General features: G+C 69.4%; 14 protein-coding genes. 2 read left to right on the forward strand and 12 right to left on the reverse strand.

Translation table 11 applies throughout. The features are described from left to right. Nucleotides 1-12 precede the first annotated feature (12 nt). From MNOD_RS34260 to sdhC, 4 genes are read right to left on the reverse strand one after another with little or no spacing between them, the layout of a single operon-like run. Nucleotides 13-825 (reverse strand): class I SAM-dependent methyltransferase, encoded by an 813-nt coding sequence (locus tag MNOD_RS34260; protein WP_015933544.1) that lies wholly within the window; start codon nucleotides 823-825, stop codon nucleotides 13-15. Between the two features lie 46 nt (nucleotides 826-871). Beyond that, the gene (gene sdhA / locus MNOD_RS34265) at nucleotides 872-2,698 is read right to left on the reverse strand and encodes a succinate dehydrogenase flavoprotein subunit (RefSeq protein WP_015933545.1); all 1,827 of its coding nucleotides are present in this window, start codon (nucleotides 2,696-2,698) and stop codon (nucleotides 872-874) included. A gap of 26 nt (nucleotides 2,699-2,724) precedes the next feature. Continuing rightward, nucleotides 2,725-3,138, reverse strand: coding sequence for a succinate dehydrogenase, hydrophobic membrane anchor protein (gene sdhD, locus MNOD_RS34270; protein ID WP_015933546.1), 414 nt, complete (start codon nucleotides 3,136-3,138; stop codon nucleotides 2,725-2,727). A gap of 13 nt (nucleotides 3,139-3,151) precedes the next feature. Next, complete coding sequence (gene sdhC, locus MNOD_RS34275; protein ID WP_015933547.1) at nucleotides 3,152-3,553, reverse strand: succinate dehydrogenase, cytochrome b556 subunit; 402 nt, start codon at nucleotides 3,551-3,553, stop codon at nucleotides 3,152-3,154. 301 nt (nucleotides 3,554-3,854) lie between these two features. Here sdhC and MNOD_RS34280 point away from each other — a divergent pair, with 301 nt between their 5' ends. Beyond that, nucleotides 3,855-4,745, forward strand: coding sequence for a LysR family transcriptional regulator (locus MNOD_RS34280; protein WP_015933548.1), 891 nt, complete (start codon nucleotides 3,855-3,857; stop codon nucleotides 4,743-4,745). 174 nt (nucleotides 4,746-4,919) lie between these two features. On the opposite strand, the gene MNOD_RS34285 is transcribed toward MNOD_RS34280, so the two are convergent. From MNOD_RS34285 to dctP, 8 genes are all read right to left on the reverse strand, one after another. Further along, nucleotides 4,920-5,174 carry a hypothetical protein gene (locus MNOD_RS34285; protein ID WP_015933549.1) on the reverse strand — a complete coding sequence of 85 codons (255 nt, stop codon included), beginning with the start codon at nucleotides 5,172-5,174 and terminating at the stop codon, nucleotides 4,920-4,922. A gap of 141 nt (nucleotides 5,175-5,315) precedes the next feature. Next, nucleotides 5,316-5,528 (reverse strand): hypothetical protein, encoded by a 213-nt coding sequence (locus MNOD_RS34290; protein ID WP_015933550.1) that lies wholly within the window; start codon nucleotides 5,526-5,528, stop codon nucleotides 5,316-5,318. 384 nt (nucleotides 5,529-5,912) lie between these two features. Then, entirely contained in the window at nucleotides 5,913-7,073 is a 1,161-nt protein-coding gene (locus tag MNOD_RS34295) for an IS481 family transposase (protein WP_043750061.1), read from the reverse strand. 574 nt (nucleotides 7,074-7,647) lie between these two features. After that, a complete protein-coding gene (locus MNOD_RS34300; protein ID WP_015933551.1) occupies nucleotides 7,648-9,171 on the reverse strand; it encodes a malonate--CoA ligase in 1,524 nt (507 codons plus the stop codon). A 35-nt stretch (nucleotides 9,172-9,206) separates the two neighbouring features. Continuing rightward, nucleotides 9,207-10,616: a malonyl-CoA decarboxylase gene (locus tag MNOD_RS34305; RefSeq protein WP_015933552.1), complete on the reverse strand. Its 1,410-nt coding sequence runs from the start codon at nucleotides 10,614-10,616 to the stop codon at nucleotides 9,207-9,209. Between the two features lie 149 nt (nucleotides 10,617-10,765). After that, nucleotides 10,766-12,121 (reverse strand): TRAP transporter large permease, encoded by a 1,356-nt coding sequence (locus MNOD_RS34310; RefSeq protein WP_015933553.1) that lies wholly within the window; start codon nucleotides 12,119-12,121, stop codon nucleotides 10,766-10,768. Continuing rightward, nucleotides 12,118-12,747, reverse strand: a complete 630-nt coding sequence (locus tag MNOD_RS34315; protein ID WP_015933554.1) for a TRAP transporter small permease — start codon at nucleotides 12,745-12,747, stop codon at nucleotides 12,118-12,120. Before MNOD_RS34315 ends, MNOD_RS34310 begins: the two co-directional genes overlap by 4 nt. Next, on the reverse strand, nucleotides 12,744-13,760 hold the full coding sequence (gene dctP, locus MNOD_RS34320) for a TRAP transporter substrate-binding protein DctP (protein WP_015933555.1): 1,017 nt from the start codon (nucleotides 13,758-13,760) through the stop codon (nucleotides 12,744-12,746). Before dctP ends, MNOD_RS34315 begins: the two co-directional genes overlap by 4 nt. Before the next feature lie 157 nt (nucleotides 13,761-13,917). Here dctP and MNOD_RS34325 point away from each other — a divergent pair, with 157 nt between their 5' ends. Next, entirely contained in the window at nucleotides 13,918-14,574 is a 657-nt protein-coding gene (locus MNOD_RS34325; RefSeq protein WP_015933556.1) for a GntR family transcriptional regulator, read from the forward strand. Nucleotide 14,575: the final 1 nt, after the last annotated feature.

Here is a 14,575-nt window from a genome sequence, read left to right on the forward strand (position 1 = left end):
CTCCCGAAAGATTCAATCGAGCATGCGGTGACCGACGGGAATTGCCCGGGCGGGTCCCTTCGGGCGCCGCTCGAACACGACGAGGCTGTCGTAGAAGGCGATGGAATCGGTGACGTCGGCGAAGCCCGGATCGCGCGGCTCCGGGTCGGGGTCGAGCACGTAGCGGGCATGCAGCCGGTCGAGCAGGTCCTTGGCGTATTCCATGAAGGCGCCGGGCGCCCGCAATCCGCCGCCGACCGCCGGCCAGTAGGAGCAGTGGACGTCCTCGACCGCGTAGACGCCGTCCGGCGCCATCAGGGGGTAGAGGGTCTCGAAGGTGGCGATCTGATGGGCGCTCACATGGCTCCCGTCGTCGATCACCACGTCGATCCCGCCCATCGCCTCCACGATGCGCCGCAGCAGGGCCCGGTCGGTCTGGCTGCCGATATGGATGGTCGTGCCCGGATCGCCCACGCCGGCGCAGCGCGGATCGATGTCGAGGCCGTGGATCACCGCCTGCGGCCCGAGATAGCGCCGCCAGACCTGGAGCGAGCCGCCGTGATTGACGCCGATCTCCAGAAGACGGACGGGCTTGCCCCGGTAGCGCGACAGATGACGGTCATAGGCGTCGAGATAGTGGGTCCACTTCGAGGCGAGGCGGTCACCTTGCGCGAAATAGGCGTCGCGCATCGGGTTATCCATCCGCGCGTGCTCCGCGGCCGGATCGAACCCGGTCGAGCCCGCGCGCACGACCTCCTCCCAGGAGGCGGGCGGGGCGGGCGGCGCCCCGATCCGGAGGAAGTCGGGCGAGACCGCAGGCTTCGCCCGGCGCATCCGCTTCAGCATGGCGCCCTCCCGCGCGTTCCAGCGCCAGCCTGGTCCGGCACGGCGCTCAGTAGACCCGCGCCTTCGGCTCGATATACGCGATGTCGTTCGACATCGTGTAGGTGTGGACCGGCCGGTAATCGATCGTGACCTTGCGGCCCTCACTGTCGAGCCAGGCGAGCGTGTGCTTCATCCAGTCCTTGTCGTTGCGGTCCGGGAAGTCCTCGCGGGCATGCGCGCCGCGGGATTCCGTGCGGTTGACCGCCGATTCCATGGTCACCACCGCCTGGCCGATCAGGTTGTCGAATTCCAGCGTCTCCAGGAGGTCGGTGTTCCACACCATCGAGCGGTCGGTGACGCGGATGTCGTCGATGCCCGACCAGACCTGGTGGATGAGGTGCTTGCCCTCCTCCAGCACCTCGCCGGTGCGGAAGACCGCGCAGTTGTTCTGCATGGTCTTCTGCATGTCGAGGCGGAGTTCCGCGGTGGGCTTGCTGCCGTTGGCGTAGCGGAAGCGGTCGAGGCGGGCGAGCGCCTTGTCGGCGGAATCCCGCGGCAGGTCGGGCTGGCGGCCATTCGCCTCGATGACCTCGGCGCAGCGCAGGCCCGCGGCGCGGCCGAACACCACGAGATCGATGAGCGAGTTCGAGCCCAGCCGGTTGGCGCCGTGCACCGACACGCAGGCCGCCTCGCCGATCGCCATCAGGCCCGGCACCACGTAATCCGGGTTGCCGTCCTTCAGGGTCAGCACCTCGCCGTGATAGTTCGTCGGGATGCCGCCCATGTTGTAATGCACGGTCGGCAGCACCGGGATCGGCTCCCTGGTCACGTCGACGCCCGCGAAGATCTTGGCGGATTCCGAGATGCCGGGCAGGCGCTCGTGCAGGATCTTGGGGTCGAGGTGGTCGAGGTGCAGGAAGATGTGGTCCTTGTTCTTGCCGACGCCGCGGCCGGCGCGGATCTCCATGGTCATGGAGCGGGAGACCACGTCGCGCGAGGCGAGGTCCTTGGCCGAGGGCGCGTAGCGCTCCATGAAGCGCTCGCCCTCGGAATTGGTCAGGTAGCCGCCCTCGCCGCGCGCGCCCTCGGTGATCAGGCAGCCCGCCCCGTAGATGCCGGTCGGGTGGAACTGCACGAATTCCATGTCCTCGAGCGCAAGGCCGGCGCGCAGCACCATGGCGTTGCCGTCGCCCGTGCAGGTATGGGCGGAGGTCGCCGAGAAATAGGCGCGCCCGTAGCCGCCCGTCGCCAGGATGGTCATGGCGGCGCGGAAGCGGTGGATCTCGCCCGTGGACTGGTCGAGGGCGATCACGCCGCGGCAGCGCCCCTCCTCGTCCATGATCAGGTCGAGGGCGAAATACTCGATGAAGAAGTTGGTCTTGTTCTTGGCCGCCTGCCCGTAGAGGGTGTGCAGCATGGCGTGGCCGGTGCGGTCGGCGGCCGCGCAAGTGCGCTGGGCCGTGCCCTTGCCGTATTCGGTGGTCATGCCGCCGAAGGGCCGCTGGTAGATCTTGCCCTCGGCGGTGCGCGAGAAGGGCACGCCCCAATGTTCGAGCTCGTAGACCGCGGCCGGCGCGTTGCGCACCAGGTATTCGATCGCGTCCTGGTCGCCGAGCCAGTCCGACCCCTTCACGGTGTCGTACATGTGCCAGCGCCAGTCGTCCGGCCCCATATTGCCGAGGGAGGCCGAGATGCCGCCCTGCGCCGCCACGGTGTGCGAGCGGGTCGGGAACACCTTGGTGATGCAGGCGGTGCGAAGCCCGGCCTGGCTGCAGCCGACCGTGGCGCGAAGGCCCGCGCCGCCCGCGCCGACGACGACGACGTCGAAGGTGTGATCGACGATGGGGTACGCCTTGCCGGTCTGGGCCGGCGCGGCTTTTCCGTTGGTGGCCATGGGCGTGATCCCTGGATGAGAAGACGTCAGACGAAGGCGCGCAGGCTGATCCGCACGATGGCGTAGAGGCAGGCGACCGCCACGACGACGCTGTAGAAGGTGTTGGCGATCACCGCCGCGATCTTCAGCCCCTTGTCGTGCACGTAATCCTCGATGACGATCTGCAGGCCCATCCGCATGTGATTCGTCACCGAGAGGACGCCGAGGATGAGCAGGATCGCGACGAGCGGGTGCGACACGAGACGCACCGCGTCCTCGTAGGAGCGGCCGGCGCAGAGCGCCACGATCACCACGAAGGAGACGATGAGCGGGATGTTGGAGACCGCGGTGACGCGGTGCAGCCACCATTCGCTCGTGCCGTGATGGGCCGGGCCGAGCCCCTGGACGCGGGCATAGGCGGTGCGGATGGTGCGGGTGGCCTCGGGACGGTTGTCGACCATGACGCCTCTCCTGTCAGCGCGCCAGAAGGGCCACGGCCCAGATCACGAGCGTGAGCACGACCGAGCCGACGAGCGTGTACTTCGCCATGGCGATGCGGGTGCCGGGCTCCATGCCGTAGCCGAAGTCCCACACGAGGTGCCGGATGCCGCCCAGCATGTGGTGCATCAGGATCCAGGTATAGACGAAGATCACGAGGCGCCCGAGGATCGAGCCGTAGAGCCACGCCACGGGATCGTAGGCCGCCTTGCCGGAGGCGAGCGCGACCAGCCAGATCGCCACGAGCGCGGTGCCGCCATAGAGCGCGATGCCGGTGAGTCGGTGGGCCACCGACATCGCCATGGTCCAGGTCCAGCGGTAGATCTGGAGGTGGGGCGACAGCGGTCGGGCCACGGCGGGCCTGACGATTTCGGCCATGATGCGATCCTTCCTCCGTAGAAGCCCGAGGCTGGTCCGGCTCTCGACTCAGGTGCTTATCGGCTCCGTCACGGGCCGGCAACGCGCCTGAGATTGAGCCCGGCACCCGGCGCACGCCACCCGCTATTGCCCTCTTTCTTTGGAAATGGTCCGGTTCGCAATGCGAATCTCATTGACTGAGGCTTCGCGTGCCGCGAAGGCTGAAGCGGCGCCGCTCCTCTGGTATACCAGGGATCGCGGGCGTCGCCCTTCGTGGCCGGCGCAGGATCGGCCTGGTTCCCGCCCAATCAGGTCGCGCACCATGCATTTCGACCTCGTCGACCTCAGCCTGTTCCGTCACGTGGTCGAGGCGGGCTCGATCACCCATGGGGCGAACCGGGCGAATCTCGCGCTCGCCGCCGCGAGCCATCGCATCCGGGCGATGGAGGCTTCCCTCGGCGCGGCGCTGCTCACCCGCGCCCGGCACGGGGTCACGCCGACCCCGGCCGGGCGGACCCTGCTGTCCCATGCCCGCGCGATCCTCGGCGGGGTGGAGCGCCTGCAGGCCGACCTCGCCGCCTTCGCGGGCGGCGCCGCGGGGCAGATCCGCGTCCTCTCGAACACCAATGCGCTGACGGAATTCCTGCCCGAGGTGCTCTCCGCCTATCTGACGCAGCATCCGGGGGTGAGCGTCGAGATCGAGGAGCGGCTCTCCGACGAGATCGTCGGGCTGGTGGCCGAGGGCGCGGCCGATCTCGGCCTCGTGGCGGCAACCGTCGAGACCGGCGCGCTCCAGACCTATCCGTTCCGGCGCGACCGCTTCGTGCTGGTGGTGGCGGCCGACCATCCGCTGGCCTCCCGCGCCTCCGTCGGCTTCGCGGAGGTGCTCGGCCACGAGGTGGTCGGGCTCGACCGGGCCAGCGCCCTCACCCGCTTCCTCCTCACCAAGGCGGCGCGGATCGGCCAGCCGCTGCGCCTGCGGGTGCAGCTGCGGGGCTTCGACGCGGTCTGCCGGCTGGTGGAGTGCCGGGTCGGCCTCGGCATCGTGCCGGAGACCACCGCCCGGCGGGCGGCCCGCACCATGGCGATCGCGATCGTCGGGCTCGACGACCCTTGGGCGGCGCGCGATCTGACGATCTGTGTGCGCGACCTCGAGGCGCTCCCTCCCTTCGCGCAGGATTTCGTGGCGCATCTGCGCGCCCATCGGGAGTGAGCCGCCCTCGGGGCGCGTCGTCCGTCCGGCCGTGTCGGAATGTGCCCGCCTCAGGTCGTCCGTCCGGCGGGCCCGGACAAGGAGCCGGTGCGCGGCGGTCGGGTCCCCTCCGCGTCGCTCCCGCGCGGGGCCGGCCTGTCCCGTCCGGTGTCCGCGGTGGGGTCGGATTGCGTCTCAGGCGCGGCGAAATCGGGCCGCATCGGGCGCCGCCGCGAGCTGCCAGCGCGCCGCCGCGACGGCGCCCGGGACACCCGGGAGCGGCGCATCCGCGCTCAGCGCATCCGCGATGGCATCCGCCTCGTCCATGTCGAGGCCGACCTGCAGCACGCCGTCGATCACGGCGGTCTGACCGGTGCGGACGTCGTAGACCGTCCAGCCGAAGCGGTCGCGGCGGATGTCGTACCGGATCAGGTCTGCCTTCGTGTCCATGGTTCCGCTCCGTCCCGATCTCTGCCTGATCTCTGACAGTCGGCGAAATAGCCCCGCCATCCGCCCGCCAAGGTGCTCGCCCGCACATGGCGAGGCGGGACATGGCGAGGCGGGACACGGCGAAGCCGGTCGCCCGGCGGCTCATGCCCGTGGCCGGGCACCCCGGACGTAGCCGCGGGAGATCAGCCGCTCCTGCGCCGTCCGCTGCCGCTCCGCCTCGTCGAGGGCCGCGAGGGCATCCGCCACCGCCTGCCGGAGCGCGGCGGCCGGATCGCCGCCCGCCTCCCGCAGGTAGGTTGCGGTGACCGCGTCGAGGGCCGGATGCAATTCGACCTGCCTCGCGCCATCCGCCATCGCCGTCCGACTCACTGTGAGAACATAACAAGAACACAACACGCGAAGGGCGAGCGGTCAAGGTTGCGGGCGGGGTGGTGTGGATTGCGGGGACGCAGGACGGCGTGCGGTCCCGGTGGCGACCCAGAGGGCGATTATAAATTTAATTGCAGATTGTCTTTCCGATGGTCCGTTAATTGGTCAATTCTCAGAGGTTTAAAGCAATGAAGGCACAGTCGTTCGATGGGATGCACTCCGCCCCTCATGCTGAGGCGCTGGCGATCAAAGATCGCACAGGCCGCCTCGAAGCACCTCATACGGCTTCCGGCTGATCTGTTCCGAGACAGGGCGCGGGCAGCGCGGGGAACCCCTCTCCCGTGCGGGTGTACGGACCGGAGACAAGGGTTACAGGTGTTCGGAGACATGGGTGACAGGTTGCACCCTGAGTGTTGGCTGTGTCAGGTCGATCTGCCCCACCCTGTGGGTGATGAACACAAGGTCGACCCGACCATCGGTCTGAGTGGGCCGCAGGGCCAGCGGCTGGCCGACGAACGCCTTGGGCACTCGCACGAGCTGGCCGCGCACGCTGATCCAGCCGTCCCGCTGCACGCGCCGCACCTGATCGGTCGGATCGTACTCGATCGCCGGCAGCTCGGCCGGATAAGCGCGCCGGCTGATCTGGTAGCGGCTGGCCGGCACCGCCAAGCCTAAGGCCTCGTGCGGGCGCTCGCTGTTGTAGATCAGCCGGAAGCGATCGAACGCCCGCTGGCAGGCCGCCAGGCTGGCGTAGAACGCGCCATGCAGCACGTCGCGCTTGAGGGTGCGATGGAAGCGCTCGTCCTTGCCGTTGGTCTGCGGATGGTAGGGCCGGCTGTGGCTGATGTGGATGCCCAGCCGCAGCAGCCACACGGTGAGAGGCGTGTAGCGCTGGCCCGGTCCGTTGCCCCAGGGGCTGCCGTTGTCCAGGTTGATCCGCTCGGGCAGGCCGTAGCGCCGGAACGTGGCACTCAGCTGCCCCTGCACGGTCGCGGTGACCTCGTCGGCACAGGCCGCCAGGCAGAGTGCGTAGCGGCTGTGGTCGTCCAGCACGGTGAGAGGGTGGCAGCGGCCGCCGGCATGGGCGAAGTGGCCCTTGAAGTCCATCTGCCAGAGAGCGTTGGGCCGGGGGTGCTCGAAGCGGGTGAACGGGATGCTGGGGGCATCGGGTTGGCCCAGCCGGGCGTGGCGCGCCAGCACGGCGGTGATCGTCGAGGCGGCCGGGACCACCTCCTGGCCCTGATCCTGCAGCCGTCGGCGCAGCTTGCGCCCACCCCAACTCGGATGAGCCGTGCGCAGTTCCAGCACCGCCTCCTCCATCTCGGGGGACGTGCGGGCCGGGCTGGCGTGCGGGCGCCGCGAGCGGTCGTCCAAGCCCGCGCCACTCCGCGCCCGGCCCAGCCACTTGTAGCCAGTCTTGCGGCTGATCCCGAAGCGGCGGCACAGCGCCGCCACGTTCGCCGCCTCCTGCTGGGCCAGACCCACGAACTCGGCGCGGTTGTCTATGACTGACACCTCTTGCCAAGGCACGACACGCTCCCGCATCGATTGCTCTTGGCCATTGTGTCACCCATGTCTCCGAACACCTGTAACCCTTGTCTCCGGTCTATACAGCGGGAGAGGGGCAGGGGTGAGGGCCCAGGTGGTTCAGCAAGAGGGACTGAGCAGTCCCGCTGCCAGCACAACGCTTAGTGATTCATGGCGGCTCCGTCCGGGACCCTCACGCGCGATCTTCGATCGCCTGCCCCTCTCCCGGCTGGGCTAGCGGATTCACACATCTCGAAAAATAAAAGAGTGACAATGGTTTAGGAGGTCGGCTGTCTACGCGGTGCTTCGAACTTGGTTGCTTCGAAAACCGCATTGAAATCAACGGCCGGTCCCCCACTGTCACCCTCGGATCCCGGGTCTCCGGATGAGATGTGTGAATGCTGTAGCCCGCCCGGGAGAGGGGTTCCCCGCGTGAACTCGTCTCGAAAAGATCAACCGGAAGCCGTATCAGCATGAGGAGTGGGGGCAGTTTCCCGGACCGCCAGCCTCACCGAAAGCGGTTTCGATCGCGGCAGGGTACCGGTTCCAAGCCAGGACAACTCGGTGCCCGCCCCCCTCACCCGCCGTAGAGATCCCGATTGGCCTCGCGCAGCACGTTCTTCTGCACCTTGCCCATGGTGTTGCGCGGTAATTCCTCCGCGAACAGGACGCGCTTGGGCAGCTTGAACTTGGCGAGCCGGCTCTCCAGCGCGCCGAGGATCTCCGCCTCGCTCACCTGCGCGCCCGGCCGCCGCACCACGACGGCCGTGACGCCTTCGCCGAAATCCTTGTGCGGCAGGCCGATCACGGCGGATTCGAGCACGCCCGGGAGCGCGTCGATCTCGGTCTCGACCTCCTTCGGATAGACGTTGTAGCCGCCCGTGATGATGAGGTCCTTGCCGCGCCCGACGATGTGGACGTAGCCGCGCTCGTCGATCTTGCCGAGATCGCCCGTGATGAAGAAGCCGTCGGGGCGGAACTCGGCCGCCGTCTTCTCCGGCATGCGCCAGTAGCCCTTGAACACGTTGGGGCCGCGCACCTCGATCATGCCGACCGCGTCGGTCGGGAGCGGCGCCCCGCTCTCGGGATCGACGACGCGCAGGCTCACCCCCGGCAGCGGGAACCCGACCGTGCCGGCCACCCGGTCCCCCTCGTAGGGGTTCGAGGTGCTCATGTTCGTCTCGGTCATGCCGTAGCGTTCGAGGATGGCATGGCCGGTGCGCTCGCGCCACTCGCGATGGGTCTCGGCGAGAAGCGGCGCCGAGCCGGAGACGAAGAGGCGCATGCCCCTGGCGGCCTCTTGCGTCAGGCCCGGCTCCTTGAGGAGGCGGGTATAGAAGGTCGGAACCCCCATCAGCACGCTCGCCCGGCCCATCAGGTCGAGGATGCGGGGCGGATCGAGGCGGGGCAGGAAGATCATCGCGGCGCCGGACATCAGCACCGTGTTGGTCGCCACGAACAGGCCGTGGGTGTGGAAGACCGGGAGCGCGTGGATCAGCACGTCGTCGGGCGTGAAGCGCCACGCCTCGACGAGGGTCAGCGCGTTCGAGGCGAGATTGTCGTGGCTCAGCATGGCGCCCTTGGAGCGCCCGGTGGTGCCCGAGGTGTAGAGGATCGCCGCGAGATCGTCGGGGCCGCGGGCCACGTCCGCAAAAGTGCCGGTCTGGCCGGCGGCCTCCGCCGCCATGGTGCCCTCGCCCCGCGCATCGAGGGTGCCGACCTGCGGCACGCCGGCCGCCTCGGCCACGGGCTTCAGCGCATCGAGCCTGCCCGGATCGCACACGAACAGGGCCGGCTCGGCATCGCCCAGGAAATAGGCGATCTCGGCCGCCGTATAGGCGGTGTTGAGGGGCAGGAACACCGCGCCCGCCCGCACGCAGCCGAGATAGAGCGCGAGCACGGCCGGGCTCTTCTCGACCTGCACGGCCACCCGGTCGCCGGGATTCACGCCGAGGCCGATGAGGGCGGCGGCATAGCGAGCGGAGGCCGCGACGAGGTCGGCGTAGCTCCAGCGCAGGCCGTCGAGCGTCTCCAGGAAGGGGCGCGCGGCGGGGTCGCCCGGCAGGCGGGCGCGGACGAGGTCGAAGAAGTGATTGGCCATGGTGGGGATCCGGCAGTGTGGCGGCGACGGCCGCCTCAGGCCTCCGCCAGCGCGACCGCGCGGGCGGAGGGCAGGTTTTGGCGCAATTCGCGGTTGACCGCGATCGAGGCCGAGACCGTGCCGAGATTGGCGTAGGTCTCGTGGTTCTTCTCGATCGCTGCGAGGTCGTAGAGGTAGTTCACCATCAGCCCGTAGGACTGCGCCAGGCCCTTGGGCGAGACGTCACCGAGGAAGTTCAGCCGCTCCAGCCGCGCGCCGTTGCCGAGATGGAAGCGCGCGACCGGGTCGACCGGCTTGCCGCGCGGGGTCTTGGCGCGCAGGAAGTAGTAGGCGGCGGCCGGCAGCAGCGCCTTGCGCACCGTCTCGGCGGTCGCCTTGTCGGTGTGCCAGTCGGGCTTGTCGAGGAGCCGCAGCACCTCCACGTCCTCGCGGGTGAGGCCCTGGGGCGCGTCGGCCCGCCGCTCGCGGTCGAGCCAGGTCCGGAAGCCCGGCACCGGCGAGAGCGTCACGAAGGTCTTGAGCGCCGGCATCTCCCGGCAGAGATCCTCCACCACCTGCTTGATCAGGAAGTTGCCGAAGGTGACGCCAGCGAGCCCCCGCTGGCAGTTCGAGATCGAGTAGAAGATGGCGGTGGTGGCCTCCCGCGAGGCCATGGGCTGGCGCTCATTCGCCAGGATCGGTCCGATCGCCGAGGCGATGCCCGTCGTCAGCGCCACCTCGACGAAGATCAGCGGCTCGTCGACGAGGGCCGGGTGGAAGAAGGCGAAGCAGCGCCGGTCCGCAGGCTCGATCCGCCGCCGCAGGTCGTCCCAGCCGGAGATCTCGTGCACCGCCTCGTAGCGGATGATCTTTTCCAGGATATGGGCCGGCGTGGTCCAGTCGATCCGGTGCAGCACCAGGAAGCCGCGGTTGAACCACGAGGCGAACAGGTGCTCGAAATCCGCGTCGAGGCTCTCGACCGCATCGATCAGGGTGATATCGCGCTCCTCGGCGGCGCGCAGGGTGTCGCGCAGCGAGAACAGGTCCTCGCGCATCCGCACCAGCGCGAACGTGCCGTTGCGGGCGAGGTTGAGGCGGCGGATCAGCTCCTGCGAGCGGGGCTCGGCCGCCTCGTGCAGCCGCCCCAGCGTGGTCCGCGAGGGGGCCGCCTGATAGGCCGCGATGGCGCCCTCGACGGCTGTCCCGTCCGCCCCGAAATCGAGGGCGATGCGGCGCAGGAAGTCGTGGCGCTCCGCCACCGTGAAGGTGGCGTAGCGGTCGAGGATGATGCGGGCGAGCGCGACGCCCGAGGCCTCGCCGCGCCGCGAGATCAGGTCCTCGCAGAGCTTGACGAGGTCGGGCACGCTCGCCCGGGAGAGCGCCTCGCTCTTGCCGAAGGGAATGAGCCCGCGGCCCCGCTCCGTGATGCTCTGGAGAAGGTCGCCGAGGAAGGAGATCGCCACCATGTCGCCCTGCTGCGCTCCGTGCCGCCTGTCCGCCTTCGGCAAGTCTCCTGCCGCGGCGTCGCCCTTGGGTGCAAGATAGGGTTCCGCCCGGGCGGCGGAGGGGGGACGATGCCGGTTTCCCCAGCGTTTCGGTGTCGCGCCCCCCATCGCTACTTCCCGCTCGCCAGGAACTGGTCCGGGAGCCAGAGGGCGATGCCGGGCACGAGGCAGAGGATCAGGATCGCCAGCGCCATCAGGATCACGAAGGGCAGCGTGCCCCAGATGATCTCCGAGAGCGGGATGTCCGGCGCGATGTTCTTGATCACGAAGATGTTCAGGCCGACCGGCGGATGGATCAGGCCCATCTCCATGGTGATGGTCATCACCACGCCGAACCAGACGAGGTCGAAGCCCGCGGCCTTGAGCGGCGGCAGGATGATCGGCGCCGTCATCAGGATGATCGAGACCGGCGGGAGGAAGAAGCCGAGCCCGACGACGAGGAGCAGGATCGTGCCGAGGAGCAGCCAGGGCGAGAGCTGCATCGCCACGATCGCCGCCGCGGCGGCCTGCGAGATGTGCAGGTAGCTCATCACGTAGGCGTAGAGGAGCGACATGCCGATGATGAGCATCAGCATGGTCGATTCCCGCAGCGTCGCGGTGAGGATCGGGTCGACGTCCCGCGGCTTCCACACGCCGTAGATGAGCGCGATCAGCAGGAGGGCCAGGATGCCGCCCAGGCCCGCCGTCTCGGACGGGGTGGCATAGCCGCCGTAGAGGGCCACCATGACGCCGGTCAGCAGCACCACGAAAGGCAGCACCCGCGGCAGGGTCGAGAAGCGCTCCGCCATGGAGTAGCGGTCCTCGGCCAGGATCGGGTGGCTCGCATCGTTCCCCGCCGCCACGGCCGCCTTGGCGGCGGTGACTTCCCGCCGGAAGCGCCAGATCGCATAGGCGGCGAAGAGGCAGACGAGGAGGAACCCCGGGCCGATGCCGGCGAGGAAGAGCCGGCCCAGCGACTGCTCGGCCGCCACCGCGTAGAGGATCATGGTGATCGAGGGCGGCAGCAGGATGCCGAGGGTGCCGCCCGCCGCGATGATGCCGGCGGCGAAGCCCCCCGAATAGCCGCGCTTGCGCATCTCCGGGATGCCCGCCGAGCCGATCGCCGAGCAGGTCGCCGGGCTCGATCCCGCCATGGCGGCGAAGAGCGCGCAGGCGAAGACGTTGGCGATGCCGAGCCCGCCGGGGATGCGGTGCATCCAGGCATGCATCGCCGAGTAGAGGTCCTGGCCCGCCTTCGAGCGCCCGATCGCCGCCCCCTTCAGGATGAAGAGCGGGATCGACAGCAGCGTGATCGAGGCCATCTCCTCGTAGACGTTCTGCGCCACCGTATCGAGGGAGGCCCCCGGCATGAAGGCCAGCATGAAGACGAGGGCGACGGCGCCGAGCGCGAAGGCGATCGGGATCCCTGAGAGCATCGCCCCCAGCGTCGCCCCGGCATAGAGGAATCCGACCACGGCGGTGCTCATCGGGCGGCTCCCTTGGTGAGGTCGGCGCCGAGCCCGATCTTCGGGTCGATCCGGCCCGCGGCGAGCGGCCCGCGGGCCAGGGCCTCGGCGAGCTGCAGCAGGAGCTGGAGGCCGAGCAGGCTCATGCCGAGCGCCATCAGCGAGTAGGGAATCCACAGGGGCGGGCCCCAGGTGGATTGCGAGATCTGCCCGTCGACCCAGGCCTCGTGCAGCAGCGTCCAGCTCTTCCAGGCGAAGAAGGCCACGAAGAGCAGGCTGACGAGGTCGGCGAGGAAGAGCCGCACGGTGTTCGCCCGCGGCGGCAGCAGGCCGGTCAGCGCCTCGATGGCGACGTGGCCCCTTCGGGCCTGCACGGCCGCGGCCGACAGGAAGGTCGCGCCGACGATGAGGAACACCGCCGTCTCGTCCTGCCACTCCGTCGGGATCTTCAGGAAGTAGCGGACGACGACGCTGTAGGAGAGGACGAGGCAGGCCGCCACGAGGGCGAGCCCGCCGAGCATCAGGATCAGGCGGTTGAGGGCGCCCATCGCGCGCTCGATGGCTCCGAGCGCGCCGGGGGCGCGGGCGGCGCCCGCGCTTTCCGCGCCCGCGGCGGCGGCCGAGGCCGCGTCGAAGGCGTGGCTCACGCAACCGCCTCCGCGAGCTTGAGCATCTCGGCGCAGCTCGCCGACTTGGCCGCGTAGTCCTTCCAGGCGGTGTCGCGGGCGATGGCCCGCCAGCGGCCCAGGGTGGCCTCGTCGAGGGTGGCGATCTTGGCGCCGGCCTTCCGGAAGACCTCCTCGACGCGGGCGTCGTCGGCCTTGGCGCCCTCCTGCCCGAAGGCCTCCAGCTCCGCGCCCACCTGCATGATCAGGTCCTGCTGGTCCTTCGGCAGCCGGTCGAAGACGATCTTCGACATCATGATCGGCTCCAGCATGAACCAGTAGGAGCGGCCCTTGCCGGAGGTCAGCGACTTGGCGAGCTCCTCCAGGCGGAAGGAGATCAGGCTGGTGGAGGAGGTGATGACCGCGTCGCAGGCGCCGGTCTGCATCGCCGCGTAGGATTCGTTCGAGGGCAGGCTGAGGGTCGCGGCGCCGGCGGCCTTCAGCATCAGGTCCATCTCGCGCGAGCCGCCGCGGACCTTCAGGCCCTTGGCGTCCTCGGGCGTCACCAGCGGGCGGTCGCGGCTCGCGACGCCGCCCGCCTGCCAGACCCAGGACACCATCACGATGCCCTTCGCCTGCAGGATCTCGGTGAGCTTGCGGCCGACCGGGGCGGTCTTCCAGGCCGTCGCCTGCTCGTAGGAGGTCACGAGCGCCGGCATCAGCCCGATATTGGTCTCGGGCACCTCGCCGCCCGCATAAGGGAGCGGATAGAGGCTAAAGTCGAGGGCCCCTTTGCGCATGGCGCTGAACTGGGCGTTCGTCTTCATCAGCGACGAGCCCGGATAGACCTGAAGCTCGAGGGCGCCCTTCGAGCGTTCCTTCAGGGCCAGCGCGAACTTGCGGCACATGCGGTCGCGGAAGTCGCCCTCGTCGATCGAGCCGCCCGGGAACTGGTGCGAGAGCTTGAGGGTCGTGGCCGCCTGGGCGCCGCGGGCGGAGAGCAGGGCGGGTGCGGCGAGACCGGCGGCCATGAGGGAGCGTCGCGTGAGGGGCATGGCGATTTCCTCCGTCCGGGGCGCCCGCCCCGGTTCTGTGTGCGGCCGCTTGTTATTCTTCATGCGGCCTCTGGCATATTGAACTCAAAGAAGCCCGCTCTTGCATATTTTGTCAACCTCTCTGCATAATCGCCGGGTGAGCGGGGCGGGACGCGCCATGAACCATGCACAGCGGCTGAGGCAGACGATCGAGGACGAGATCGTCGACGGCGTGCTGCCGCCGGGGACCCGCCTCGACGAGGTGCAGCTCGCCGAGCGATTCGGCGTCTCGCGCACGCCGATCCGCGAGGCGCTGCTGCAGCTCGCCATGACGGGCCTGATCGAGATGAAGCCGCGCCGGGGCGCGGTGGTGAGCACCCCCGACCCGACGCAGCTCCTCGAGATGTTCGAGACGATGGCGGAGCTGGAGGCGGCCTGCGCGCGGCTCGCGGCGCGGCGGCTGACGCCCCAGCATCAGGCGGAGCTCGTCGCCGCCCTCGAAGCCTGCCGGGCCGCCGCCGAGACCGGCGACGCGAGCGCCTACTATGCCGAGAACACGGTGTTCCACGCGGTGATCTACCGGGCCTCGCGCAACGGCTTCCTGTGCGAGCAGGCGACCCAGCTCAGCCGGCGGCTCGCGCCGTTCCGGCGTGTTCAGCTGCGCGTGCGCAACCGCCTCGCCCAGTCCTTTGCCGAGCACGAGGCTGCCGTCGAGGCGATCCTGGCGGGGGACGGCGCGCTCGCGGCCGAGCGGATGCGCGCCCACGTCATCGTGCAGGGCGACCGCTTCTCGGACCTGATCCTGAGCCTGCGCCGCGACAATGCGGCTGCGTAAA

This window comes from Methylobacterium nodulans ORS 2060 (assembly GCF_000022085.1).
Taxonomy (GTDB): Bacteria; Pseudomonadota; Alphaproteobacteria; order Rhizobiales; family Beijerinckiaceae; genus Methylobacterium; species Methylobacterium nodulans.